The sequence below is a fragment of the Clostridium sp. AF32-7AC genome, assembly GCF_003477925.1.
Lineage (GTDB): Bacteria > Bacillota > Clostridia > Lachnospirales > Lachnospiraceae > Otoolea > Otoolea fessa.
In genome coordinates this window covers 81351-103603 of the sequence record NZ_QUEG01000008.1, presented here as the reverse complement: position 1 = coordinate 103603, position 22253 = coordinate 81351, and the positions used below count along the sequence as shown (strand labels likewise).

General features: G+C 50.5%; 22 protein-coding genes. 19 read left to right on the top strand and 3 right to left on the bottom strand.

The window, feature by feature from the left end:
* Positions 1-403 precede the first annotated feature (403 nt).
* From DWZ45_RS11690 to DWZ45_RS11605, 18 genes are all read left to right on the top strand, one after another.
* Positions 404-1210: a threonine/serine exporter family protein gene (locus tag DWZ45_RS11690; protein ID WP_022360037.1), complete on the top strand. Its 807-nt coding sequence runs from the start codon at positions 404-406 to the stop codon at positions 1208-1210.
* A complete protein-coding gene (locus DWZ45_RS11685) occupies positions 1210-1692 on the top strand; it encodes a threonine/serine exporter family protein (protein ID WP_227589688.1) in 483 nt (160 codons plus the stop codon). Before DWZ45_RS11690 ends, DWZ45_RS11685 begins: the two co-directional genes overlap by 1 nt.
* A gap of 119 nt (positions 1693-1811) precedes the next feature.
* The gene (locus DWZ45_RS11680; protein WP_118469217.1) at positions 1812-2672 is read left to right on the top strand and encodes a LicD family protein; all 861 of its coding nucleotides are present in this window, start codon (positions 1812-1814) and stop codon (positions 2670-2672) included.
* Positions 2672-3955 (top strand): lipopolysaccharide biosynthesis protein, encoded by a 1284-nt coding sequence (locus DWZ45_RS11675; RefSeq protein WP_338126571.1) that lies wholly within the window; start codon positions 2672-2674, stop codon positions 3953-3955. The genes DWZ45_RS11680 and DWZ45_RS11675 overlap by 1 nt, the downstream gene beginning before the upstream one ends.
* Before the next feature lie 196 nt (positions 3956-4151).
* A complete protein-coding gene (locus tag DWZ45_RS11670) occupies positions 4152-5243 on the top strand; it encodes an aminotransferase class V-fold PLP-dependent enzyme (RefSeq protein WP_118469215.1) in 1092 nt (363 codons plus the stop codon).
* Positions 5240-5959, top strand: a complete 720-nt coding sequence (locus DWZ45_RS11665; RefSeq protein ID WP_118469213.1) for a phosphocholine cytidylyltransferase family protein — start codon at positions 5240-5242, stop codon at positions 5957-5959. The genes DWZ45_RS11670 and DWZ45_RS11665 overlap by 4 nt, the downstream gene beginning before the upstream one ends.
* 204 nt (positions 5960-6163) lie before the next feature.
* A complete protein-coding gene (locus DWZ45_RS11660; RefSeq protein WP_118469211.1) occupies positions 6164-8155 on the top strand; it encodes a DUF2142 domain-containing protein in 1992 nt (663 codons plus the stop codon).
* 258 nt (positions 8156-8413) lie between these two features.
* Complete coding sequence (locus DWZ45_RS11655; protein WP_118469209.1) at positions 8414-9262, top strand: glycosyltransferase family A protein; 849 nt, start codon at positions 8414-8416, stop codon at positions 9260-9262.
* A complete protein-coding gene (locus DWZ45_RS11650) occupies positions 9259-10209 on the top strand; it encodes a glycosyltransferase (RefSeq protein ID WP_118469208.1) in 951 nt (316 codons plus the stop codon). The genes DWZ45_RS11655 and DWZ45_RS11650 overlap by 4 nt, the downstream gene beginning before the upstream one ends.
* A complete protein-coding gene (locus tag DWZ45_RS11645; RefSeq protein WP_118469206.1) occupies positions 10199-10936 on the top strand; it encodes a glycosyltransferase family 2 protein in 738 nt (245 codons plus the stop codon). Before DWZ45_RS11650 ends, DWZ45_RS11645 begins: the two co-directional genes overlap by 11 nt.
* A gap of 4 nt (positions 10937-10940) precedes the next feature.
* Entirely contained in the window at positions 10941-11324 is a 384-nt protein-coding gene (locus tag DWZ45_RS11640; protein ID WP_022360047.1) for a DUF2304 domain-containing protein, read from the top strand.
* Between the two features lie 90 nt (positions 11325-11414).
* Positions 11415-11969, top strand: a complete 555-nt coding sequence (rfbC, locus tag DWZ45_RS11635) for a dTDP-4-dehydrorhamnose 3,5-epimerase (protein WP_022360048.1) — start codon at positions 11415-11417, stop codon at positions 11967-11969.
* 18 nt (positions 11970-11987) lie between these two features.
* A complete protein-coding gene (locus tag DWZ45_RS11630; RefSeq protein ID WP_022360049.1) occupies positions 11988-12803 on the top strand; it encodes an ABC transporter permease in 816 nt (271 codons plus the stop codon).
* A 137-nt stretch (positions 12804-12940) separates the two neighbouring features.
* Complete coding sequence (locus DWZ45_RS11625) at positions 12941-14347, top strand: MBOAT family O-acyltransferase (protein ID WP_118469204.1); 1407 nt, start codon at positions 12941-12943, stop codon at positions 14345-14347.
* Positions 14348-14463: 116 nt separating this feature from the next.
* On the top strand, positions 14464-15600 hold the full coding sequence (locus DWZ45_RS11620; RefSeq protein WP_181357195.1) for a hypothetical protein: 1137 nt from the start codon (positions 14464-14466) through the stop codon (positions 15598-15600).
* A 364-nt stretch (positions 15601-15964) separates the two neighbouring features.
* The gene (locus tag DWZ45_RS11615) at positions 15965-17095 is read left to right on the top strand and encodes a type II toxin-antitoxin system HipA family toxin (RefSeq protein ID WP_118469202.1); all 1131 of its coding nucleotides are present in this window, start codon (positions 15965-15967) and stop codon (positions 17093-17095) included.
* A 17-nt stretch (positions 17096-17112) separates the two neighbouring features.
* Positions 17113-17391, top strand: a complete 279-nt coding sequence (locus DWZ45_RS11610; protein WP_107000705.1) for a helix-turn-helix transcriptional regulator — start codon at positions 17113-17115, stop codon at positions 17389-17391.
* Positions 17392-17827: 436 nt separating this feature from the next.
* On the top strand, positions 17828-18034 hold the full coding sequence (locus DWZ45_RS11605) for a hypothetical protein (RefSeq protein ID WP_107000704.1): 207 nt from the start codon (positions 17828-17830) through the stop codon (positions 18032-18034).
* 134 nt (positions 18035-18168) lie between these two features.
* Here the strand turns inward: DWZ45_RS11605 and DWZ45_RS14685 are convergent, their stop codons facing one another.
* From DWZ45_RS14685 to DWZ45_RS11585, 3 genes are all read right to left on the bottom strand, one after another.
* A complete protein-coding gene (locus DWZ45_RS14685; protein WP_243023483.1) occupies positions 18169-18330 on the bottom strand; it encodes a hypothetical protein in 162 nt (53 codons plus the stop codon).
* A 273-nt stretch (positions 18331-18603) separates the two neighbouring features.
* Entirely contained in the window at positions 18604-19917 is a 1314-nt protein-coding gene (locus DWZ45_RS11590) for an MATE family efflux transporter (RefSeq protein ID WP_118469198.1), read from the bottom strand.
* Positions 19918-20003: 86 nt separating this feature from the next.
* Positions 20004-20468, bottom strand: a complete 465-nt coding sequence (locus DWZ45_RS11585) for a methylglyoxal synthase (protein ID WP_117796860.1) — start codon at positions 20466-20468, stop codon at positions 20004-20006.
* Positions 20469-20667: 199 nt separating this feature from the next.
* Between DWZ45_RS11585 and DWZ45_RS11580 the strand changes: the two genes are divergently transcribed.
* Entirely contained in the window at positions 20668-22248 is a 1581-nt protein-coding gene (locus tag DWZ45_RS11580; protein WP_118469196.1) for an ABC transporter ATP-binding protein, read from the top strand.
* Positions 22249-22253: the final 5 nt, after the last annotated feature.

Here is a 22253-nt window from a genome sequence, read left to right as displayed (position 1 = left end):
ATCCCCCTTGCGGCATCATTCTTTAATATAATATATTCACTATACAGGATTTTTGTTGGAACGTCAACCAAAGGGGTAGTTTTGACGGGTAAATTTAATTCGAAATGGAACGTTTTTTTTGAAAAGGATGAAATGGGCGGTGGCTTTGGAGAAGTGAACCAGTGAGCGGATAGAAGGGGGAGAAAATGGGATAGAGAAAACGGGTGGACAGAAAAATGTACTCTCGGAATCTTTCTGCACTTGCTTTTGTGGCTGATTTTCCGCCAGCCGCACCCGAATTTCATCAACGTACGCACCGCGTACGCCTCAGAAATTTGGGCACAACTGACAAAAAATCATCTCACAAAATCAAGCACAGAAAGACTCCGAGAGTACATAAAATAAAAACAGGGGGAGAAACAGAATGAAGGAAATAGTACGCGCTTCGATCGAGGATTGTTCCCAGATCGAGCGCTTCCGTTTGGTGACCCGTCTGGGAAATGCGATTCTTTCCAACGGCGGGGAGGTATTCCGGGCGGAGCAGGCGATGGAGTATGCGGCGCGGGCGCTGCGTCTTGAAGCATTTAATGCGTATGTGATTGCGAATGGAATTTTTTCAAATGTGGTGATTGACGGGCGGTTTTATTCCAGCCGCATCTGTTATGTGCCGCTGGCACCTACGATTCTATGCCGGGTGGATGCCTTAAATGATCTGTCGAGAAAGATTGCGGCGGGTAAATGCGGTCCTTATGAGATGCGGATGCGCCTTGAGCAGATTGAACACATGAAAGTGCTCGAAAATCGGGGAAAGGTTCTGGCGGCAGGAATTGGAAGCGCTGGATTTTGTTACCTGTTCCAGGGCAGCCTGCGCGATACGGCGGCGGCATTTGTGGCGGGAGTGCTGCTGTATTTGTTCCTTTTATACGCAGCTCCGCGCTTTTCTTCGTCCCGGATGATGCAGACGATCATGACGAGCAGCGTGCTTGCATTGTGCTGTTGTTTGCTGTGCTGGATCGGGCTGGGAGAAAGCCTGGATCATGTCATGATCGGAGCTGTGTTCACGCTGGCGCCGGGTGTGCCGCTGACCAATTCGATCCGGAATTTTTTGGAAAATGATTATTTATCCGGTCTGATCCGTTTTGTAGACGCCTTTTTGACGGCGGGCTGTATTGCGATCGGAGTTGGTGTGGCACTGCGGTTCTGGATGTTTGCGATGGGAGGTATGCTCTGATGGAAATGGCAGGGGAAATTCTGGGGCAGCTTCTGGCGGCCTGTGTCGGAACTGCCGCCTTTTCGGCGCTGTTTGGAGTCCCGAAGAAGTATTGGCTGGACTGTGGTATCTGCGGGGCAGTCGGCTGGGGCGTGTATCTGGTGGTCATGGTAGCTTATCAGACGCCGATCATCGGGATCTTCGCGGCGAGCGCGGTTTTGACGATGCTGTCGCGCTGTCTGGCGATACAGCGGAAAGCGCCGACGATCCTCTTTCTGGTATGCGGCATCTTCCCGCTTGTGCCTGGAGCGGCGATCTACTATACCGCCTACAACTTCTTCATGGGGCAGGAAGCGCTGGCGCTCCAGTATGGCATGGATACAATCAAGATGGCGATCGCAATCGGGCTGGGGATCGGAGCGGCATATTCGCTTCCGGGACATCTGTTTGGATGGAAGCGGGAGATAGAGGTGTGGGAACCTGGGAAAGAAGGTAAAAAGTAGCCGCGGTTTACTTTTCCTTTAAAATATAGTAGAATACCCTCGTACTATTAAGGAAAATATGATCAGCTGCGGCAGGAGTGGGGTATTCTGCGGGCTTGGTGGAGGGGACAGACATCGATATGGACAGTAAATTTTATGAGCCAGAAGTTCTGAAACAGCTGCAGGGAGAGATTTTGTCGATTCTGGATGATTTTATCCGGATCTGTGAAGACTATCATCTGGAATATTTCGGGATAGCCGGAACGGGAATCGGTGCGCTGCGGCACAAGGGATTTATTCCCTGGGACGATGATATCGATATTGCGATGCCGCGGCGAGATTTTGAGCACCTGCTCCGGATCGTGGAAAAGAAGATGAGCGACCGGTATCTGGTTCTCAATGCGGAGCGATATCCCAATTATCCGCTGATGACAACCCGTCTGGTGAAGAAGGGGACGGTGTTTGTCGAGGAGGTTATGAAGGATGTGGACTGTCCGTTCGGTATCTTTCTGGATCTGTATGTGCTTGACAATGTGGCGGACAACCCGGTTCTATATCAGATTCAGTCGTGGACGGCATGGTTCTGGAGTAAGCTGATGATTCTGCGGGCGATTCCGCGCCCGACGCTGCAGCAGCGGGGCATCAAGGCGAAGCTTATCTGGGCGGTCTGCGGGATGGTCTACAAGGCGATGAAGCTGCTCCATATCTCGCCTCAGTGGCTGCGGATTCGCTGTGAGCGGGTCTGCCGTAAATACAATAAATACCGGACACGCCGGATGGCATTTCTGCCGGACACAAGCCCATACTGGAATGTCGTGGATCGGACGCGCTGTTATCCGCTCCGGAAGCTGGAATTTGAGGGCAGACGCATGAATTTCCCGGGAAATATCGAGGAAATGCTGACAAAAATGTATGGCGATTTCATGCAGCTTCCGCCGGTTGAAAAACGCAAAACACACACGCCGAGCCGGCTGGAATTTTCAAAGGAAGAGATACTGTAGTGGTAAAATATTTAGCGAACGCCCTGATCGGTGGAGACGGGCAGATTGAAAAACGAAATATGAGCTGGAATATGATAGGGAGCTTTCTCTATGCACTGGCGTCCATGGTGCTGACGATTGCGGTCATCCAGATTGTCGGCGAGGATGAGGGCGGTATCTTCTCCTTTGCGTATTCTACATTTGGTCAGCATATGTTTATGGTGGCCTATTTTGGCATCCGCCCGTTCCAGATCACGGATACGAGGCGGCGGTTTACGTTTGGCGAATATCTGCGGCTGCGCCTGATGACCTGTGGTGCGGCACTGGTGGCCGGTTTTTTTTATGTGACGGTGATCAACCGGGACTATGCCTTTGTCAAGGCGGCGACGGTATTTTTGATGGTAGCGTACAAGGTGATCGATGGTTTCGCGGACGCTTACGAGGCAGAATTTCAGCGTGACGGACGCCTGTATCTGACGGGCAAATCAAACGCATTCCGGACGGTTTTATCAGTCGGTGTCTTTTTGGGCTGTTTGAATGCGACCCACAACCTGGTCGGCTCCTGCCTGGCGGCGGTACTGGCGCAGCTGGCGGGCGTGTGCCTGTTTGATTTTTCGGTAATCGGTCATCTGCCGCAGGTGGACTGGGAGGTCCGCTCCGGGCGTGTCGGGCTGTTGTTTAAAGAAAATGTAGTCCTGTTTTTATCGGTTATTCTGGATTTTTATGTTTTTTCTGCCGCGAAATATGCGATCGAGGGCAATATGGCGGACAAGTATCAGGCGGTATTCGGTGCGATCTTTATGCCGACCAGCGTCATCAATCTGGTGGCAGGCTTCGTCATCCGCCCGTATATCACGAAACTCTCGGATCAGTGGGAGCGGAATGCGCTCCCGGAATTTGCCGGGACGGTAGGCCGGCTGGCGGCAATCATCGCGGCGCTTACGGCGCTGGCAGTCGGGGGTGCCTGGATTCTCGGAATCCCGGTTCTCTCAATGTTATATCCGAAGATTGCGTATATGCTGCGGGAATGCCGCCTGGCGCTGGCGTTTATCATTCTGGGCGGCGCGTTTAATGCGTATGTGAATCTGTTTTATTATGCACTCATCATTATGCAGGAGCAGAAACGAATTTTTCTGGGTTATGTCGGTGTGACGGTAGCGGCGCTCCTTATTTCTTCGCCCTGTGTACGGGCGGCGGGACTGCTGGGAGGATCGCTTTCGTATCTGCTTTTGATGGCGGCACTGACTGCCTGCTTTGGACTGACGTCGCTTGTGATGTACCGGAGACGGGTACGCGGGATATAGAACTTGTTTAGAATGTACTCTCGGAGTCTTTCTGCACTTGCTTTTGTGGCTGATTTTCCGCCAGCCGCACCCGAATTTCATCAACGTACGCACCGCGTACGCCTCAGAAATTTGGGCACAACTGACAAAAAATCATCTCACAAAATCGAGCACAGAAAGATTTCGAGAGTACATTAGATAGATTTGGAGGAAATGTATGATTAATTTTGCGGTAGGACCGGTTCAGATGGACGAGGAAATCCGGGCGATCGGGGCGGAAGAAGTACCGTATTTCCGCACGACGGAATTTTCTGCAATCATGAAGGAAAATGAGCGCCTGATGAAGCAGTTCACGGGGGCGCCTGAGGATGCACGGGCGGTTTTCCTGACAGGTTCGGGCACGGCGGCGATGGAAGCGGCAGTCATGAACCTTTTTACAGAGCGCGACCGCGTGCTGGTCGTAAACGGCGGCAGTTTTGGCGCGCGGTTTGCGAAAATTTGTGATATCCATGAAGTTCCTCACGAGGAGATCCGGCTGGAGAGCGGACGGGCGCTTCGGGCAGAAGACCTGGCGCCGTATGAGGGAAAAGAATTTACCGGATTTTTAGTCAATGTCCATGAGACTTCCACGGGCGTTCTCTATGATATGGAGCTGATTTCTGACTTTTGCAGACGAAACCAGCTGATTCTGGCGGTTGACGCGGTCAGCTCGTTTCTTGCCGATCCATTTAGGATGGAAAGATGGGGAGTTGATCTGGTGCTGACCGGCTCGCAGAAAGCACTGGCACTTCCGCCGGGACTCTCGATTCTGGTGCTGGGGGCGCGTGCGATCGCGAGAGTGCAGGAGACGGCGGTCCGTTCGATGTATTTTGATCTGCGCGACTATCTGAAAAATGGCGAGCGGGGGCAGACACCGTTTACACCAGCGGTCGGAGTGCTTTTACAGCTTCATAAACGGCTGACAATGATCGAGGAAAAAGGGCTTGCGACAGAACAGGCGCGGATCCGCTGTCAGGCGGAAGATTTCCGAAGCAAAATTAAAGATCTGCCGTTTGAGATTGTTTCCAATTCTCTCTCGGCTGCATTGACGCCGCTTCACCCGACGGGTGTGGATAAAGATGGAAAACCGGTCTCGGCGCATCGGATTTTTGAGATTTTGAAGGATGAATACGGCATCTGGATCTGTCCGAACGGCGGCGCGCTTGCCGACACGGTGTTCCGCGTCGGTCATATCGGCGCATTGACGCCGGAAGACAATGACAGCCTGATTGCGGCGTGGAAAGATATGCAAAGGAGGGGGCTTCTGTGAAAGTATTGATTCTGGCAGCGGGACGGGGAACCCGGATCTCACGTTATCTGTCGGGAAAACCAAAATGTACGGTGGATATCGGCGGCGGACAGTGCCTGATCGAGTACACGATCGACCTGCTTCATTCCCGCGGTATCCAGGACATCGGTATCGTGCTGGGCTATGAGGCGCAGGTGATCCGCGAGGTTTTGGCAGATAAGGGAGTATCCTTTTTTTACAACCCGTTTTACGATGTGACAAACAGCATTGCGTCTGCATGGTTTGCGAAGGAGTTCTTGATGGGGGACGATCTGCTGATCATGAACGGCGACGTATACCTGGAGGAAAAATTGCTTGACCGGATCCTCGCGCAGGGCAGGAGCCCGGTGATGTTTGCGGACGAGAGCCGCCGGGAGACAGCGGATTATAAGTTCTTCTATGAAGATGGAATTTTGAAAAAATATGGAAAAGAGCTGACCGGGGATGATGTGACGGGCGAGTACATCGGAATCGGACGGTTTTCAGCGGCATTTATGCCGGAATTTATCTGCCGGATGGAGGAGATGATCGACCGCCAGGAGCACGGCGTCTGGTGGGAAAATGTTGTTTACAGCATGACTGGGCAGCAGCCGGTCTATGTCGAGGACGTCAGCGGGCATTTCTGGGCGGAGGTTGATTATATTGAGGATTATGAGCGCATCCTGGAACATAGAGGTGTGGAGAAGATAGTGCGCTAGATTTGATTTGAAGCGTGGAACAAGCGAGACTTTGTGGCGCTTGGAACGGATGAAGTGAATTGAATTGTTTCGAACGTGATGGATTATGATGGATTTGCTTGTTGCTTACGGACAGATTTTTGAAACTGAAAGTGCTGTATAATGACGGAATTGCAGTGGATTTTGCCGATTCAAAGAAGGAAGAGAAATAAGGGAGAAGTACAGATGCAGTTTAACAGGCATTTTATCAATCGAATAGAGAAAAAAGATGTGCTGCGGCTGCTTCTGGCGCTTGTGGCAGTCTTTGTGATCGGTGTTCTGGGCGAGTTTGTCTGCAATTTCCCGGCGCTCCGGGCAAATGGATGGACGCGGCAGGCGACGCGGACGATCGCTCTGGACGAGGTGCAGGTGAGCGGATTTGAGCGGTTAGAGACAGAAAAAACAGAGGTGCTGCAGCTTTCGGATGCAAGCGGTTATCTTCACATTCCACTGGACGGCAGCTATGTCAGCCAGTTTCTCTACCACTATGATTACGATGGTCTGTTAAATGCCACCGTCCGCCTCGGTTACCGCAACATCTACGGCGAGCAGCGGGAGCACGACGCAAAGATGGTCATGGACCGCAACTGCCGGGTGCTGAAATTTTCTTCGGTTCCGGTGAATGGGAAGCTGGACTACGTGGATCTTCTGATCACGCGGGAGGATCTAGACGAAGAAGGGCTTTCCTACATGAATTTTGGCGGGATGCCGCTTGCACTGACCGGGCTTGCGACGGTGGCACGGGCAGGTATCAACTGGTACCGGCTGGGACTTTTCTGGTGTGCGGCGGCGGTTTTGATCGCACTTCTCTGTTTCCGGGATTTCGTGACAAAGCGCATCGAGGTTGGATTTCTGCTGATCTCCCTGACGTTTGGAACAATATTTTCACTGTCGCTCCCGGCAAATAAGGTGAGCTGGGATGAGGAAGTGCATTTCGCGCAGGCGTTCTGGATGGCAAATTACCGGACGCCGGTGCAGGCGGATCCGGCGCTTTTACAGGAGTTTACGGCGGGCGTAGATACCTGGCCGTACAACCAGCCGGAAAACCAGGACGAGCAGGCGGCGCTCACTTCGTATCTGAATCAGAATGCGGGTTACCGGCACGGTGAACATCTCTGGAGTACGGATCTCAACAAAACGACGATGACCGGATATGTGGGCTCGGCGCTGGTGCTGAAAGCGGGCGGGCTGCTTCATATCCCATTTGGAATCCTGTATAAGCTGGGGCGGCTGGGAAATCTCTATGTCTATGTGGCAGTTTTGTATTTTGCCATCAAAAAAACACCGGTCGGCAAGGCAATCCTGGCATTTCTGGCGCTGATGCCTGAGCCGATGATGCTGGCGGGGGCATATTCCTATGATCCGACCGTCACAGCGTTTTTGTGGCTGTCTTTTGCGGGCATTCTGGAAGCAGCGCTTGGCGGGCGGAAAATGGACTGGAAAGCGTATGCGCTCATCGTGCTTACCTTTGTCTGGGGCTGCCGCGTCAAGGCGGTATATGCGCCGCTCATTCTGCTGGGACTGATGATTCCGGCAGAAAAGTTCCGTTCTAAACGGGAAATGTACCTGATGAAGGGCGGATTTATCGTGATCTGCGGTCTGATGATGCTATCCTTCATCCTGCCGGTTCTGATCGCGCCGCGCGATATCGGGGATACGAGAGGCGACAGCACCAGCGAGAAAGGGCAGATGGCATACATTCTGGGACAGCCGCTTGCCTATGCATGGGTGCTGATGTGCAACCTGTTCCGGACGCTTCCGTCCTATGTGCTGGGCGAAAATTCCCTGGGGCTTCTGGGACACACGGGAACGATGTCATTTCCGTGGGCGCTGTATGCTGGTTCGGCGGCCGTTATCCTCACAGCCGGGCAGTCATCCTGTGGAAAACGTCTGTCAAAAAAACAGAAGCTGTGGATATTTATACTCTGCGTGGGAACGGCGGTGCTGGTCTGGACTTCGATGTACATCGCATTTACCAGACCGGGTAATACCTATATCGACGGCGTACAGGGGCGCTATTACCTGCCATTTCTGCCGCTTGTCTGGCTGGTTTTAAACCCGGAGCGGGTGATGGTGCGGATGGAGAATAAAAACTATCATGCGCTGGTGTTAGGGGCGGCGGCGCTGATTCTGGCGGCAACGGTTTATCTGGATATCTGGATGAAGTTCTGCCGGTAAGCATAAGCAAGCTAGAAGAAGGCAAAGGTTACTGTATACGGGTAGGCACTTTTGGAACCGAAAGTGCCGTAAGAAAACGTGGTGGTAGCAGGAATTTGCCGTATTTAAATGCGAAGCCACGGCAAATTCCGTTACTGAGCACGTATGCGTGAACAGTAACAGGCAAAGATGTTTGAAACGTTAAAATCGATCATAAATCTGGTAAAAATAAATTCAAGCAGGTACCGCTCTTGAAAAACGAGAAGGCAGAAGTGTGGCATGAAAGAGCGAGAGAGAAAGGGAAACGAGATGCAGCAGGAAATCATTCATACATTTGCGGTCTGTGCATATAAGGATTCGCCGTATCTGGAAGAATGTCTGCGTTCGGTGACGAGCCAGACGGTCAAATCGGAGGTGATCTGCTGTACCTCGACGCCGAGCAGCTATATCCGGGAGCTGACAGCGCGGTATCAGGTGCCGCTCTATGTGCGGGACGGGGCGAGCAATATCCGTGAGGACTGGATGTTTGCCTATGGAAAAGCGCAGGGGCGTTTCGTCACGATCGCGCATCAGGACGATCGATACCGCAGCGATTATGCCGAAAAGCTTTTAAAAGCCTGGAAGAAATATCCGGATCTGCTGCTGTTCGCGAGCGATTATCTCACGATCCGCATGACGGAGAAAGAGGGAAAAATGAAAGCCATTCCGGAGCCATTTAACATGGTCTGGCTGGTAAAAAAGATACTGCGCCTGCCGCTGCGGCTTCGTTTCCTGGCAAACCGCACATGGATCAAGCGGAGCAGTGTCTGGTTTGGCAATTCAATCTGCTGTCCGTCTTGCACGTACAATAAAGAACAGATTGGGGACGATATGTTCCATTCGGAGTATGATTTTGCGCTGGACTGGGACAACCTTTACGAGCTGGCGGGCAAAAAAGGGCGTTTTATCTGTTCGGAAAAACCGCTGATTGCCTACCGCGTTCATGCGGCGGCGACGACGAAAGCCTGCATCGAGGACAACCGGCGCCCGGCGGATGAGATGGCGATGTTCCGGAAAATGTGGCCGGACTGGATGGTAAAGATTCTGATGCATTTTTACAGAAAAGCCTATAAGGAGTACGAAAAATGAGAAAAGCCGATGTGATTATACCTACGTTCAAACCGGGGGATAAGCTGGAAAAACTTCTGCGGCGGCTGTTGGAACAGAGTGTGCCGGTGGGCCGTGTGATCATCATGAATACGGAAGAAAAGTACTGGGATGCTGAGCGGTTTGAGTCCTTATTTGAGGGGAAAGATACAAAGCTGACCGTGTGCCATATCCGCCAGTCGGAATTTGACCATGGAAGGACGCGCCATGAGGGAATTTTGAAATCAGATGCGGATGTCTGTATCTGCATGACGCACGACTGCGTGCCGTATGACCGGAATCTGGTGAAAGAGCTTCTGGAGGCGCTGGATGCTTCGGAACGTGTGGCGGCAGCATATGCGAGACAGCTTCCGGCGGCGGACTGCGGTGTGATTGAACGGTATACGAGGGACTTTAATTATCCGGCGGTGAGCCGTCTGAAAGGGAAAGAGGACGAGGACGAGCTGGGAATCAAGACGTATTTTTGTTCCAATGTCTGCGCGGCATACCGGCGGGATATTTACCTGAAGCTTGGCGGATTTACGAAGAAAACCATTTTCAACGAGGATATGATTTTTGCCGGACAAGCGGTGGAAGCCGGGTATCAGATTGCCTACGCGGCGGACGCGCAGGTCATCCATTCCCACAATTATACGGCGATGCAGCAGCTGCACCGGAATTTCGACCTCGGCGTATCGCAGGCGGATCACCCCGAGGTGTTTGGGCGACTTCATTCGGAGGGCGAGGGAATCCGTCTGGTGAAGAAAACAGCGAAATGGCTGGTGGAAAATGGTCATGTGCTTCTTCTGCCGCAGCTTGTGATGGCGAGCGGAAGCAAATATGCCGGGTACTGGCTGGGAAAGCATTATAAAAAGCTGCCGGAGGGGCTGATTCGAAGCCTGACGATGAATCCGGCATACTGGGAAGGAGAAGCGGGCGATGGAAGATAAGGCGTTATTGTCCACAGAAGAAGCTTCTGGGGCGGAAAAAGCCGAACTTTTGATAGTCATACCGGCGTACAACGAAGCCGAAAATATAGAGCGGGTTGTGAACCATCTGACTGCCAATTTTCCGCAGTATGATTATGTGGTCGTCAATGACGGATCGCGCGATGAGACGGCGGCGATCTGCCAGAGAAATGGATATAATCTGTTGAACCTTCCGGTCAATCTGGGACTGGCGGGGGCATTTCAGGCGGGACTTAAATATGCCGACAAGTACGGATATCAATATGCGGTCCAGCTCGATGGAGACGGACAGCACCGTCCGGAGTATCTGGAAGCCATGATGAAAAAAATGGAAGAAGGTTACGATATCGTCATCGGTTCCCGGTTTGTCGGGGAGAAAAAGCCATTTACGATGCGGATGCTTGGAAGCAATCTGATCGAGATGGCGATCCGCTTCACAACGGGTGTCAATATCAAGGATCCGACCTCGGGAATGCGGATGTTCAGCAAGCGCATGATCCGCGAATTTGCATCAGGTCTTAACTACGGTCCGGAGCCGGACACCGTTTCCTACCTGATCCGCCAGGGCGCGCGGGTGGCAGAGGTGCCGGTTATCATGGATGAGCGGATTCTGGGCGTCAGTTACCTGACGCCGGTCAATGCGATGCGGTATATGCTTAAAATGCTGATTTCGATTCTGTTAATCCAGAATTTCAGAAAGAGGAGGTAGCGCCATGACGCCAACACTCAGAGTTGTCCTGATCGTCGTGTCGATCCTGACAACCTTTATGATTATGCGGAAGATCCGGCAGTCAAAACTCCAGATCGAGGATTCGATTTTCTGGCTGGGATTCTCGTCCATTCTCATTGTGTTCAGTATCTTTCCGGGGCTGCCGGATCTTTTGGCGGAGCTGGCGGGAACGTACACGACTGCCAATTTTATCTATCTGGCGGTTATTTTCCTCCTGATTGTGAAAATGTTCCATATGTCGATCAAACAGTCGCAGCTGGAGACGAAGATCAAGGATCTGGCGCAGAAGATTGCGCTGGATGAAAATGAGCGGGGGAAAGAGGCACAAACATCTGTAAAAAAGGTTGTCAGCCAGAAAAACGAATGATATAGTTAAAGATGGCACAGCCGAAAAGGATGATGCCAGTTACGTATTGAAAAATGAATTGAAATACCTGCATAAGAAGGAGATAGAAAAATGGGAAAGATTAAAGTAACACCATGTGACATCAAGGGACTTTATGTAATTGAACCGACTGTTTTCAAGGACGAGCGCGGTTATTTTATGGAGACATACAATCAGAACGATTTCCATGAGGCGGGACTCGACATGGTATTTGTACAGGACAACCAGTCCATGTCTGTCAAGGGCGTTCTGCGCGGACTTCATTACCAGAAACAGTATCCGCAGGGCAAGCTGGTGCGTGCAGTGCGCGGTACCGTATTTGATGTGGCGGTAGACCTTCGTACCGGTTCTGAGACCTACGGAAAATGGTTTGGCGTGGTTCTTTCCGCGGAGAACAAGAAGCAGTTCTACATTCCGGAAGGATTTGCACACGGCTTCCTGGTACTGTCCGATGAGGCAGAATTTGCATACAAATGTACCGATTTTTATCATCCTGGCGATGAGGGCGGTATGGCATGGAACGATCCGGAGATTGGCGTTGAGTGGCCGATCGAGGAAGGCATGGAGTTGATTATTTCGGAGAAAGACCAGAAATGGGGCGGCTTCCGGGATGCATTCAAATTTTAAGAATGGAGTTAGGATAGAATGCGGGAACTGATTTCCCTGTTTCGGGAACTGATAGGAAAAAGAAAATTGGTCACCGAGCTTGCCAAGGCGGATTTCCGCAAGCGCTTTGTCGGCTCGTACTTTGGAATTGTCTGGATGTTTATTCAGCCGATGGTTACGATCGCGATCTATGCGTTCATCTTCGGTGAACATGGCATGAAAAATGCGCCGCCGGTTCCGGGGGCGACCTATGTCATCTGGCTGACGCCGGGTATCATCCCGTGGTTTTATTTCAGCGAGATTTTAAATACGGGCACAAACTGCCTGCAGGAGTACCATTATCTGGTTAAAAAGGTAGTATTCCAGGTGGAGATGCTTCCGGTTATCAAGCTTATCTCCTGTTTCCTGGTACATGCCTGCTTCCTGATCATTATGGCGGGGCTGTACCTGATTGACGGGCGTATGCCGTCTGCAACCTGGATTCAGGTGTTATACTATTCCTTTGCGGCGTCGATGCTTGGACTGGCGCTTACCTATTTTACCAGCGCCGTGCAGGTGTTCTTTAAAGATATGGCGCAGATCGTCGGCATCTGTCTCCAGTTCGGCATGTGGCTGACCCCGATCATGTACGACGAGGCAATCTTCACCAGCCGCGCATCCTGGCTGGAGTGGGTATTCAAGCTTAACCCATTCTACTACATCGCCGCAGGCTACCGCGACAGCATGCTTACGGGAAGCTGGTTCTTCGAGCGGCCGACGATGACGATTTATTTCTGGGTGGTAACATTTATTTTGATGATAATAGGACTGAAGGTATTCAAAAAACTTCGTCCCCATTTCTCAGACGTACTGTAGATGGGAAGGGAGCTGCTGTAGATGGTGTTGACGGCTATTGGATTATCGAGATGCGAACAACGATAATCTGAGAAGCTGCCAGTGCCGCCTCCGGCAGCTCCCTTCTGCGACAACTTATCAATAGGAGTTTACATAAAATGGTTTTCAGTTCAATCATCTTCCTATGGGTTCTTCTCCCCTGCATCCTGCTCCTCTACTACGTGAGCCCCAAACCGTTCAAAAACGGCATCCTGACCGTATTCAGCCTCTTTTTCTATGCCTGGGGCGAACCGCGGTATGTGGTGCTCATGATTTTTTCGGTTCTGCTCAACTACGGTTTCGGGCGTCTGGTGGAGAAATTCGGGAAAAAGAGATGGCTTTTGGCGCTCTGCGTGACGCTCAATCTTCTGATCCTCGGCTATTTTAAATATTATAATTTCCTCGCCGAGGTGCTGAATCCGCTGCTTCGCGGGTTTGATATAGCGCTTCCGGCGATTCAGGTGACGCTGCCGATCGGAATTTCCTTCTATACCTTCCAGGCGCTTTCCTACGTGGTGGATGTGTACCGGGGCGAAAATCAGGCGCAGAAAAATCCGCTCAACATGATGCTTTATATTTCCTTCTTCCCGCAGCTCATAGCGGGACCGATCGTGAAATATCATGACATCGAGGAGCAGATCGAAAACCGGACCGTCACGCTGGAGGGCTTTTCTTACGGCGTGAAACGCTTTATTTTCGGTCTGGGAAAGAAGGTCATCCTGGCAAATACCTTTGCCGAGGTGGTGGACGCGGTCTACGCGTATCAGGCGGCGGATGTGAGCCAGGCGATGCTCTGGCTGACGGCGCTTCTCTATATGCTGCAGATTTATTTCGATTTTTCCGGCTATTCGGACATGGCGATTGGGCTTGGAAAAATGTTTGGCTTTACATTTATTGAAAACTTCCGGCTGCCGTATACAGCGACTTCGATCCAGGATTTCTGGCGGAAATGGCATATTTCCCTCTCCAGCTGGTTTAAAGAGTACGTGTACATTCCGCTCGGCGGAAACAGGAGGGGCACGGCGCGGACGTATGTCAACCTTTGGACGGTCTTTCTGCTGACCGGCATCTGGCACGGTGCGGGCTGGACGTTCATTTTCTGGGGCATTTACCATGGCTTTTTCAACGTGCTGGAGCGCTGTTTTCTGGGAAAATGGCTGAAGCAGGAGAAATTCCGGCCGTTGGCGCATATCTATGCGGTGTTTGTTGTGCTGATCGGCTGGATTTTCTTCCGCGCGGACACGATCGGGCAGGCATTTTCCTTTATTCGGTATATGTTTGTGCCGCACAGCGCAGTCGTTTTGATGGAGCGCTACATGAACCGGAAACTCTGGATGTTTCTGGCGGCGGCGCTGCTGGCATGCGGTCCGGTGCAGTGGTTCTGGATGAAATGGAAAGGGCGCGTGCTGGCGCAGGATGGCTCGGTGACGGTCACAAGCTGGATCGGCTACATGGCGATCCTGTGGTTTTCCATTTTGCTGCTTGTCAACAATACATACAATCCATTTATTTATTTCCGTTTTTAAAAGCGGTGTAGAAAGCATGCTTGCCTGTGCAATGAGAACATAAAAATGAAAGCATGGGCGGCAGGGCGTGAAAGTACAGAAAGATGGATTCATGCAGGGAGAAGAAAACGAGAGATATGAATCGAGAGACAGGGACAAAAATACTTCTGATTGGTTCCTTTGCGGCGAGCCTTGTGCTGCCGACGCTTGTCTATCCGGCGGTTAGGAGCCATCTGGACCAGCAGAATTATGAAAACAGGGAATTGGCATCCTTTCCGGAACTGTCGGCTGCCAATTTTGACAATATTCCGACGGAATTTGAAGCGTATTACAACGACCATGTTCCGTTTAAAAATCTGTTTGTCAAGGCGAAGACAAAGCTGGATCTGGAGCTTTTAAATGAAAGCTCGATTTCGGATGTGACGGTCGGAAAAGAAAACTGGCTGTTTTACACCGTTTCGGAGGACGGCGAGGATGCGCTGGCGGATTATCAGCGGACAAATCTCTATACGGCGGATGAGAAAACAGCGCTGGCGGACGCGATTACCTCGGTAAACGAGAAAATGAAAGAGCGCGGCATCCGGTTTGTGATGTTTGAGGCACCCAACAAGGAAAGTGTCTATGCGGAATATATGCCGGATTCGGTCCGGGTATACGGAAGTGAGTCGCGTCTGGATGCGGCGCTCCCGGAGCTTGCGGCGCAGGGACTTCCGGTGTATGACATGAAGCCGGAGCTTCTGAAAGAGGCGGACACGTATCAGCTTTATTACAAATATGATACGCACTGGAACCAGATCGGCTCTTTTATCGGAAGCCAGCAGATTGCACAGACTTTGCTTGGAACCTCTACACCGCTCAGTGCAGTCTCGATTGAGGCGGCAGGACCGGCGTCCGGAGACCTGGCGCGGATGCTTAACATGGCAGCAGAGTACAGCGACGATACCGAATATGTGATTCAGAATTATCTGCCGGAGGTGACGGCTACGACGGTGGATATGAACGAGGACAACAGCTTTGCAGTATTTGAGTCGGATTCGCCGAATGATAAAACACTTCTGGTGGTAGGCGATTCCTTTAGCCAGAACCTTAAATATTTTATGCCGAAGCTATACCGGAAAACGGTGTTTGCGACCTTTGACACATACACGGAGGCGCTTCTGGATGAATACCAGCCGGATGATTTTGTCTATCTGACGGTCGAGCGCAACCAGGAGCTGTTTGAGGATGTGGAGACGGTTGTCTGGCGGGATGAGGTGCCGGAGAAGGACGGGTAAGGTGCCGGATGTCCAGGCGGAAGGGGGATGCAAAGTTTTTTTAAAACTAAATAAAAAGAATCACTCGTAAAGTGCTAGTTCGGGTGATTCTTTTTTTATGCCTCTTGATTCCATATTTTGTTGCGCGAGGGTTATTATAAAAAAATGGAAGAGGATGTAAAGAGGGAAATTTTGAAAAGCGAAGGTAGAAGGCTTGAAAATCAGGGGTGGATAGATTAAAATAAATGGATAATATATTATACAAAACAAATAAAATATAGCATTAATAGATAATATGTTATCCATGATTTAAATGGAAAAAATTAAAATAGAATTTCCCCAAAGTTTGTGTTTATGGGATAATAAAGGAGAAAGGATAGGGCGGATGGAGACAGGAAAGAAACTTCAGGTTATGTATGAAGACAGACTGGTAGGAACTCTTGCATTAACAGCGAATCACAAGGTGGCATTTGAGTATGATGATGCATGGCTGGAAGAGGGATTTTCGATCAGTCCGTTTTCACTGCCTTTGAAAAAGCAGGTGTTTATTCCAAATAAGGATTATTTTGAAGGTTTGTTTGGGGTGTTTGCGGATAGCCTGCCAGATGCGTGGGGGCGCCTGCTTTTGCGGCGTCTTTTGCTGGCGCATAAGCAGCAGCCAGACGATTGGACAGTGTTAGACCGGCTGGCGGTTGTGGGAAGATCTGGGATGGGGGCGTTGACCTATCGTCCGCAGCGGGAACTTTCGGTTGAGGAGAAAAATGATAATCTGGACGAACTTGCGGAGGCCTGCCAGAAAATATTAAATACCGAATACTCGGACAAACTGGATGAACTGTACCGGCTGGGCGGTACAGGCGGAGGTGCGCGCCCGAAAATTATGACGCAGATTCAGGGAGAGGACTGGCTGATTAAATTTCCGGCACATATAGATGGAAAAGATGCAGGGAAGATGGAGTATGACTATGCGTGCTGTGCAAAACAGTGCGGAATTGTCATGAGTGAATCGAGATTGTTTCCCTCAAGGCGATGCAAAGGATATTTTGGAACCAGACGATTTGATCGGGAAATAGAAAATGGGATGGTAAAGCGGGTTCATATGCTGACGGCAGCGGCGTTATTAGAACTGGATTTTGAACAGCCAAGTCTGGATTACCATCAATTGATGAAATTAACGAAAATATTGACGAACGGGAAGGCAGAAGATATAGAAAACATGTTCCGCCGTATGTGTTTTAATGTGTTTGCCCACAACCGGGATGATCATTCAAAGAATTTTACTTATATATATCGGGAGGAGGAAGAGCAATGGCGCCTGGGACCAGCGTATGATCTGACGTACAGCAACACATATTATGGGGAACATACGACCAGCGTAGATGGCAATGGACGAAATCCGGGTGAGAAGGAGCTGCTTGCAGTTGGGCTTGCAGCCGGAATGAAAAAAACGAGATGCATGGAAATGATAAAACAGATTCGTACATGTGTGCAGGACATGTTAGGTCATTATCTTTAGAGAGGCAGGAGAGCAATATGGAAGCACTTATCTGGGAAACTGCAGATGAACTGGATCAGAAACTGGCATCACGGCTGCGTAACATCCGGAAACGCCGCGCTATTTCACAGCAGAGACTGGCGGACATGAGTGGGGTGAGTTATGGCTCAATTAAGCGATTTGAGGCGACGGGGCAGATTTCCCTTTTGTCACTCACAAAAATCGCGATGGCACTGGATTTGGCGGAAGAGCTGCGGGGGCTTTTTACGCGGGTTCCGTACAAAAATATTGAGGAGGTAATCCGCGAATCCCGTTAAGCCACCGTTCACGCATTGTGTAGGCAGCACCCATCCGCGTAGCCCTGCCAGAACCGTTCGCAGGCGACCGCGCGAGACGCCCGAATGAGCCAAGGTACATTCTTTTTTAGGCGGGATGCACAAATCCGCAAATCGCCGCCGGACGTTTTTGTTTATATTTCAAGTATGGCTGTTTTTGTAACTTTTGTACATAGTCAGGGTGTCAAAATTGGTACTTATTACATATATTAATTTATGTTTATATAATTGCAAATGACTTATAAGTTTATACCACTTCCGGGGATGGTACTTTTTGTTTGACAGTGTTATATTATTGCCATCGAAAGAAATAAGAGATTTTCACAGACGGATATCGTAATAGTATCATAAGAATATTGCAATGGATTTCCGCCTATCATATGAAAAAATATAATTTTATTTGATGGAGGTAATTATCATGATGAAAGCAACAAGAACATTCAATAACGGTTTATATCAGGAGAATTTATATCAGGCATATTACAACACACCAGCAGAAAAGCATGTAGTTTCCGAGTCCTTAGAGCAGGAAGCAATGCCGGTACTGGTACATCGTTTAGCTGCACAGTTAGGTTATACCGAGTCTGAGGCAGAAGTAGAAAAAGAGTTTCTGTGCGAAATGTAATGGATAATCTGCTCGCAAGCTTATAACCATCCGGCAGAATTGGATGAGTTACCACCAACCTAAAGCATTTACGACAGAACAAGGCTTCTGAAGCCAGAAAAAGAAAACCGTCTGAGAAAGAATGAAAGATTCTTTTACAGACGGTTTTCTTTTTTTACCGAATCGCGTCTTTCATGGATTTCACGTATTCTGCCACATACGGCACATGGGATATCGCTTTCTTCTTTTACCAGATTTACCATCGCGCCGATATCGGTCGTGATCTCACTCCGGACGCCGGTGCCACCTTGATTCATGGAGTGATTCCATGCGCTTTGCGAGATACCTGCATATCTTCGGCAACTAACATAAGCCCTACGTCGCAGAGTACTAGGCTGAAAATATATCCAGTTTTTGGCTGCGCCCTCAGCGGTCCATTGGGCAGCCTGCATTTCGACCGGTTCTCAGCCTCCCGGACTCTCTGTGCGCGCATATGCTGCTTTGATCTCCGCTCCAACGGTTTTGGTGTGTTCGATTTTTCATCAATATACTACGATGATGTAAAGTGTCAAATATTTTTTGAGAAAAAATTAAATTTTTTTAAAATTATGTGATTCTTTGGAAGTATGTCCCAGCCTTGCCAGCAGCAAAATAGCAAAGAAAGTGATCATTTCCGATGCCAGGAAAGACAGCCAGACGCCGTTCAGCCCAAACAGGCGCGCCAGTGTGACAGCGCAGGGGATGATAGCGACGGCCCCGCGCAGCAGAGAACCGGCGATGGCTGGTTTTGGCTGCGCAACGGCGGAAAAATAGGCAACCAGCAGGATGTTGATGCCAGCAAAGAGAAAGCCCAGGAAATACAGCCGGAGCCCGCTGTGGGCGTAATGCAGAAGTTCGGCGTTCTGCTCCTGGTTGAAGATCTGGATCAGTGGATCGGTCATGCTCCAGGTCAGCACCAGAATGAGTGCTTCCACTATCAGGCAGGCGATGACGCCCCAGGTCAGGAATTGGCGGCTCTGCGTGTGATCGCCTTTTCCGTAGCTCTCGCTGATGAGTGGCTGCGTGCCCTGCGCGAGTCCGTTGAACAGGCACATGGCAACGACGGAGAGATTGGCAGTGACGCCGTAAGCGGCGACACCGACATTTCCGGCGAGCCCCAGAAGCAGGAAATTAAAGACGATCGCGATCACGGCGGAGGATATTTCGCCGACAAAGGCGGATACGCCGAGCTGGCAGCAGGCGATCAGGTGGAGCAGGGATGGAGCGCGGAAATGGAATCCGACCTGATTGTGTTTTCCCAGGTAGTGCGTGCTGCAGATGATCATCGTCACTAGCGGGCAGAATGCCGTTGCCAGCGCCGCGCCGGTCAGTCCCAGACCTGCCGGAAACATGAAGACGTAGTCAAACACGATGTTGAACATACTTCCGGCGATGGAGCCGAGCATCGCGATCGCCGGAGCGCTGTCATTGCGCGCAAACGCCGTGAATGCGTAGTTGGACATAAAAAACGGCGAGGCAGCCAGAATAATGCGGAGATACTGCTTTCCGAGCGCGGTCAGCCCCGCGTCTGCACCGAGAAGCTGCAAGATTTTATCCGGGATGAAAATGCCTGCCAGCACCAACGGAATGCTGATGAGAATATCCCAGGTTACGGCGGAGAGAAAATAGAAGCTGGCGCTTTTGCCCTGCGCACGGTCGATCGCATAACGGGTCGCCGATCCGATCCCGATCATGGCGCCAATCGCATAGATCAGCCCGTAAACCGGTAAAATCAGATTTAAGACCGCCAGACCATCTGCACCGGAGTAGACCGAGATAAAATAGGTGTCTGCGAGGATGTAGACGGAAATTCCCAGCATGCCTGCCATGCTTTGGAAAATGTATTTAAAAAATTTCTGTAACATAAAAAATCTCCCTTGTATGTATTCTCATAAACGGTAACGACCATTGTACCGAAGAATGAGAATAAATACAAGGGAGAATAGGTTTTTTACAGCTTCTTGGCCCGCTCTTTAATATTCTGGTGGAAGTTGATGATGTCATGCTCATACTCCTCATCCATCAGCGGCGAGGTAATCATAAAATCGGCAGTCGCTTTATTGTTGGCGATCGGGATATCGTAAACCTGGGCGATTCGAAGAAGCGCCTTGACATCCGGATCGTGCGGCTGGGCGGTCAGGGGATCGGAGAAGAAGATGATAAAATCAACCTGTCCCTCGACGACTTTTGCACCGATCTGCTGGTCGCCGCCCAGAGGACCGCTGTTATAGCCCTTGACCGGAAGCCCGGTATATTCCGTAATCATGCGGGCGGTTGTGCCGGTTCCGCATAAGAAATGTTTTTTGAGGATCTCTTTGTTCGCCTCACACCAGTCGATGAGTTCACGTTTTTTATTGTCGTGTGCGATGAGTGCAATATTTTTTTGTTTTCGAATTGTCATTGTTAAAAAATCCATAGAATCATCCTCCTTTGCCATGATTTTTGCATAGCATCTGGATATTGTCAAGAAAATAAAAAACATTTCACAAAAAAATACGAATGTTTTTCGTGAGTACATAGAAAGAGGTGTGTTTTTCTGCGTACAGGAATTGCAAGAAACATAGAAAACATGCTATACTACGAGAATAGTGGAACAGGAGGAACGAAAAAGATATATGTCTGCTGAAAATACAACAAACACAGGGGCACAAGAGGCGGAGAACGCAGAGAAGTACGCGGTCGAAGTGAAAAATGTGACCAAGATATACAGGCTGTATGATAAACCGATCGATCGGCTGAAAGAATCGCTGAGCGTCAGCCATAAAGAATACCACAAGGATTTCTACGCGTTGAGCGATCTTTCCTTTACGGTTGAAAAAGGTCAGACGGTCGGCATCATCGGTACGAATGGTTCGGGTAAATCGACGATCCTTAAAATCATTACCGGCGTTCTCACACCGACGACCGGCGAGGTGACGGTGCGCGGCAAAATTTCGGCGCTGCTGGAGCTGGGAGCCGGATTTAACCAGGACTACACCGGTATCGAAAATATCTATATGAACGGTACGATGATGGGATATACCAAAAAAGAGATGGATGCAAAGCTGCCGGAGATTCTCGATTTTGCCGAGATTGGCGATTTCGTCTATCAGCCGGTGAAGACGTACTCGAGCGGTATGTTCGTGCGTCTGGCATTTGCGCTTGCGATCAACGTCGAGCCGGAGATTCTGATCGTCGATGAGGCGCTCTCGGTCGGGGATGTTTTTTTCCAGTCCAAGTGCTACCGCCGCATGGAGGAGATCCGCAAAAACGGTACGACGATCATCATGGTAACCCACGATATGGGAAGTATCATCAAATACTGCGATAAGGTAGTGCTGCTCAATAAGGGCGAATTTATCGCACAGGGTTCGGCGGGCAAGATGGTCGATCTCTACAAAAAGATTCTGGCAGGACAGATGGACGCGCTGCGCGCCGAGCTGGAAGTGATGAACGATTTTTCCGGGGACAAGGTAGTAAAAGCGGAGAAATCAGGAGACGGAAGTGCGGAGAATGGTGCATCTGGAAATGAGGCTGGAAATAACGATGCCGGAGATGAAAACGGCTCCGGGGCAGTGGATGGCACCGCAGAAAATGGAGTTGGTTCAGCATCGGACGGCACCGGAAATCCGGCTGGTTTGAACGGAGAAACGGTGAAAAAGCCGGGCTTGATGCGCGACAAGCTGACGATCAACGCAAACCGCGAGGAGTACGGCGATGGCAGGGCGCAGATCTTCGATTTGGGACTGGTGGACGCGCGCGGCAATATTACTAACCTGCTCTTAAAAGGTGAAGAGTTTACCATCCGCGAGCGCATCCGTTTCAATGCACCGATTCAGGCACCGATCTTTACTTATACGATCAAGGATAAGAAGGGAACCGACCTGACCGGCACGAACACCCTGTTTGAGGGAACGGATGTCCATCCGGTCAAGGAGGGCGATATTTACGATGTCGCGTTTACGCAGAAGATGACCCTGCAGGGCGGCGAATACCTGCTGTCCATGAGCTGTACCGGATTTGAGGGCGGCGAGCACGTGGTGTACCACCGTCTCTACGATGTGGCCAATATTACCGTTATTTCCAATAAGAATACGGTCGGTGTCTACGACATGGAGCCGGATGTAGCAGTCAGGTTATCGCCAGCCGGAGAGGCGGCGAAGCAGGCGGAGTCGCTCAGTGCGGACGAGGTGGCACAGGAAGATCTGCAGGCATGATAAAA

Bases quoted from the DNA above. Each gene is read 5' to 3' on its own strand.
- DWZ45_RS11690 (WP_022360037.1), top strand. From the start codon at position 404: ATGAAGGAAATAGTACGCGCTTCGATCGAGGATTGTTCCCAGATCGAG.
- DWZ45_RS11685 (WP_227589688.1), top strand. From the start codon at position 1,210: ATGGAAATGGCAGGGGAAATTCTGGGGCAGCTTCTGGCGGCCTGTGTC.
- DWZ45_RS11680 (WP_118469217.1), top strand. From the start codon at position 1,812: ATGGACAGTAAATTTTATGAGCCAGAAGTTCTGAAACAGCTGCAGGGA.
- DWZ45_RS11670 (WP_118469215.1), top strand. From the start codon at position 4,152: ATGATTAATTTTGCGGTAGGACCGGTTCAGATGGACGAGGAAATCCGG.
- DWZ45_RS11660 (WP_118469211.1), top strand. From the start codon at position 6,164: ATGCAGTTTAACAGGCATTTTATCAATCGAATAGAGAAAAAAGATGTG.
- DWZ45_RS11655 (WP_118469209.1), top strand. From the start codon at position 8,414: ATGAAAGAGCGAGAGAGAAAGGGAAACGAGATGCAGCAGGAAATCATT.
- DWZ45_RS11650 (WP_118469208.1), top strand. From the start codon at position 9,259: ATGAGAAAAGCCGATGTGATTATACCTACGTTCAAACCGGGGGATAAG.
- DWZ45_RS11645 (WP_118469206.1), top strand. From the start codon at position 10,199: ATGGAAGATAAGGCGTTATTGTCCACAGAAGAAGCTTCTGGGGCGGAA.
- DWZ45_RS11640 (WP_022360047.1), top strand. From the start codon at position 10,941: ATGACGCCAACACTCAGAGTTGTCCTGATCGTCGTGTCGATCCTGACA.
- rfbC (WP_022360048.1), top strand. From the start codon at position 11,415: ATGGGAAAGATTAAAGTAACACCATGTGACATCAAGGGACTTTATGTA.
- DWZ45_RS11630 (WP_022360049.1), top strand. From the start codon at position 11,988: ATGCGGGAACTGATTTCCCTGTTTCGGGAACTGATAGGAAAAAGAAAA.
- DWZ45_RS11625 (WP_118469204.1), top strand. From the start codon at position 12,941: ATGGTTTTCAGTTCAATCATCTTCCTATGGGTTCTTCTCCCCTGCATC.
- DWZ45_RS11620 (WP_181357195.1), top strand. From the start codon at position 14,464: ATGAATCGAGAGACAGGGACAAAAATACTTCTGATTGGTTCCTTTGCG.
- DWZ45_RS11615 (WP_118469202.1), top strand. From the start codon at position 15,965: ATGGAGACAGGAAAGAAACTTCAGGTTATGTATGAAGACAGACTGGTA.
- DWZ45_RS11610 (WP_107000705.1), top strand. From the start codon at position 17,113: ATGGAAGCACTTATCTGGGAAACTGCAGATGAACTGGATCAGAAACTG.
- DWZ45_RS11605 (WP_107000704.1), top strand. From the start codon at position 17,828: ATGATGAAAGCAACAAGAACATTCAATAACGGTTTATATCAGGAGAAT.
- DWZ45_RS14685 (WP_243023483.1), bottom strand. From the start codon at position 18,330: ATGAATCAAGGTGGCACCGGCGTCCGGAGTGAGATCACGACCGATATC.
- DWZ45_RS11590 (WP_118469198.1), bottom strand. From the start codon at position 19,917: ATGTTACAGAAATTTTTTAAATACATTTTCCAAAGCATGGCAGGCATG.
- DWZ45_RS11585 (WP_117796860.1), bottom strand. From the start codon at position 20,468: ATGGATTTTTTAACAATGACAATTCGAAAACAAAAAAATATTGCACTC.
- DWZ45_RS11580 (WP_118469196.1), top strand. From the start codon at position 20,668: ATGTCTGCTGAAAATACAACAAACACAGGGGCACAAGAGGCGGAGAAC.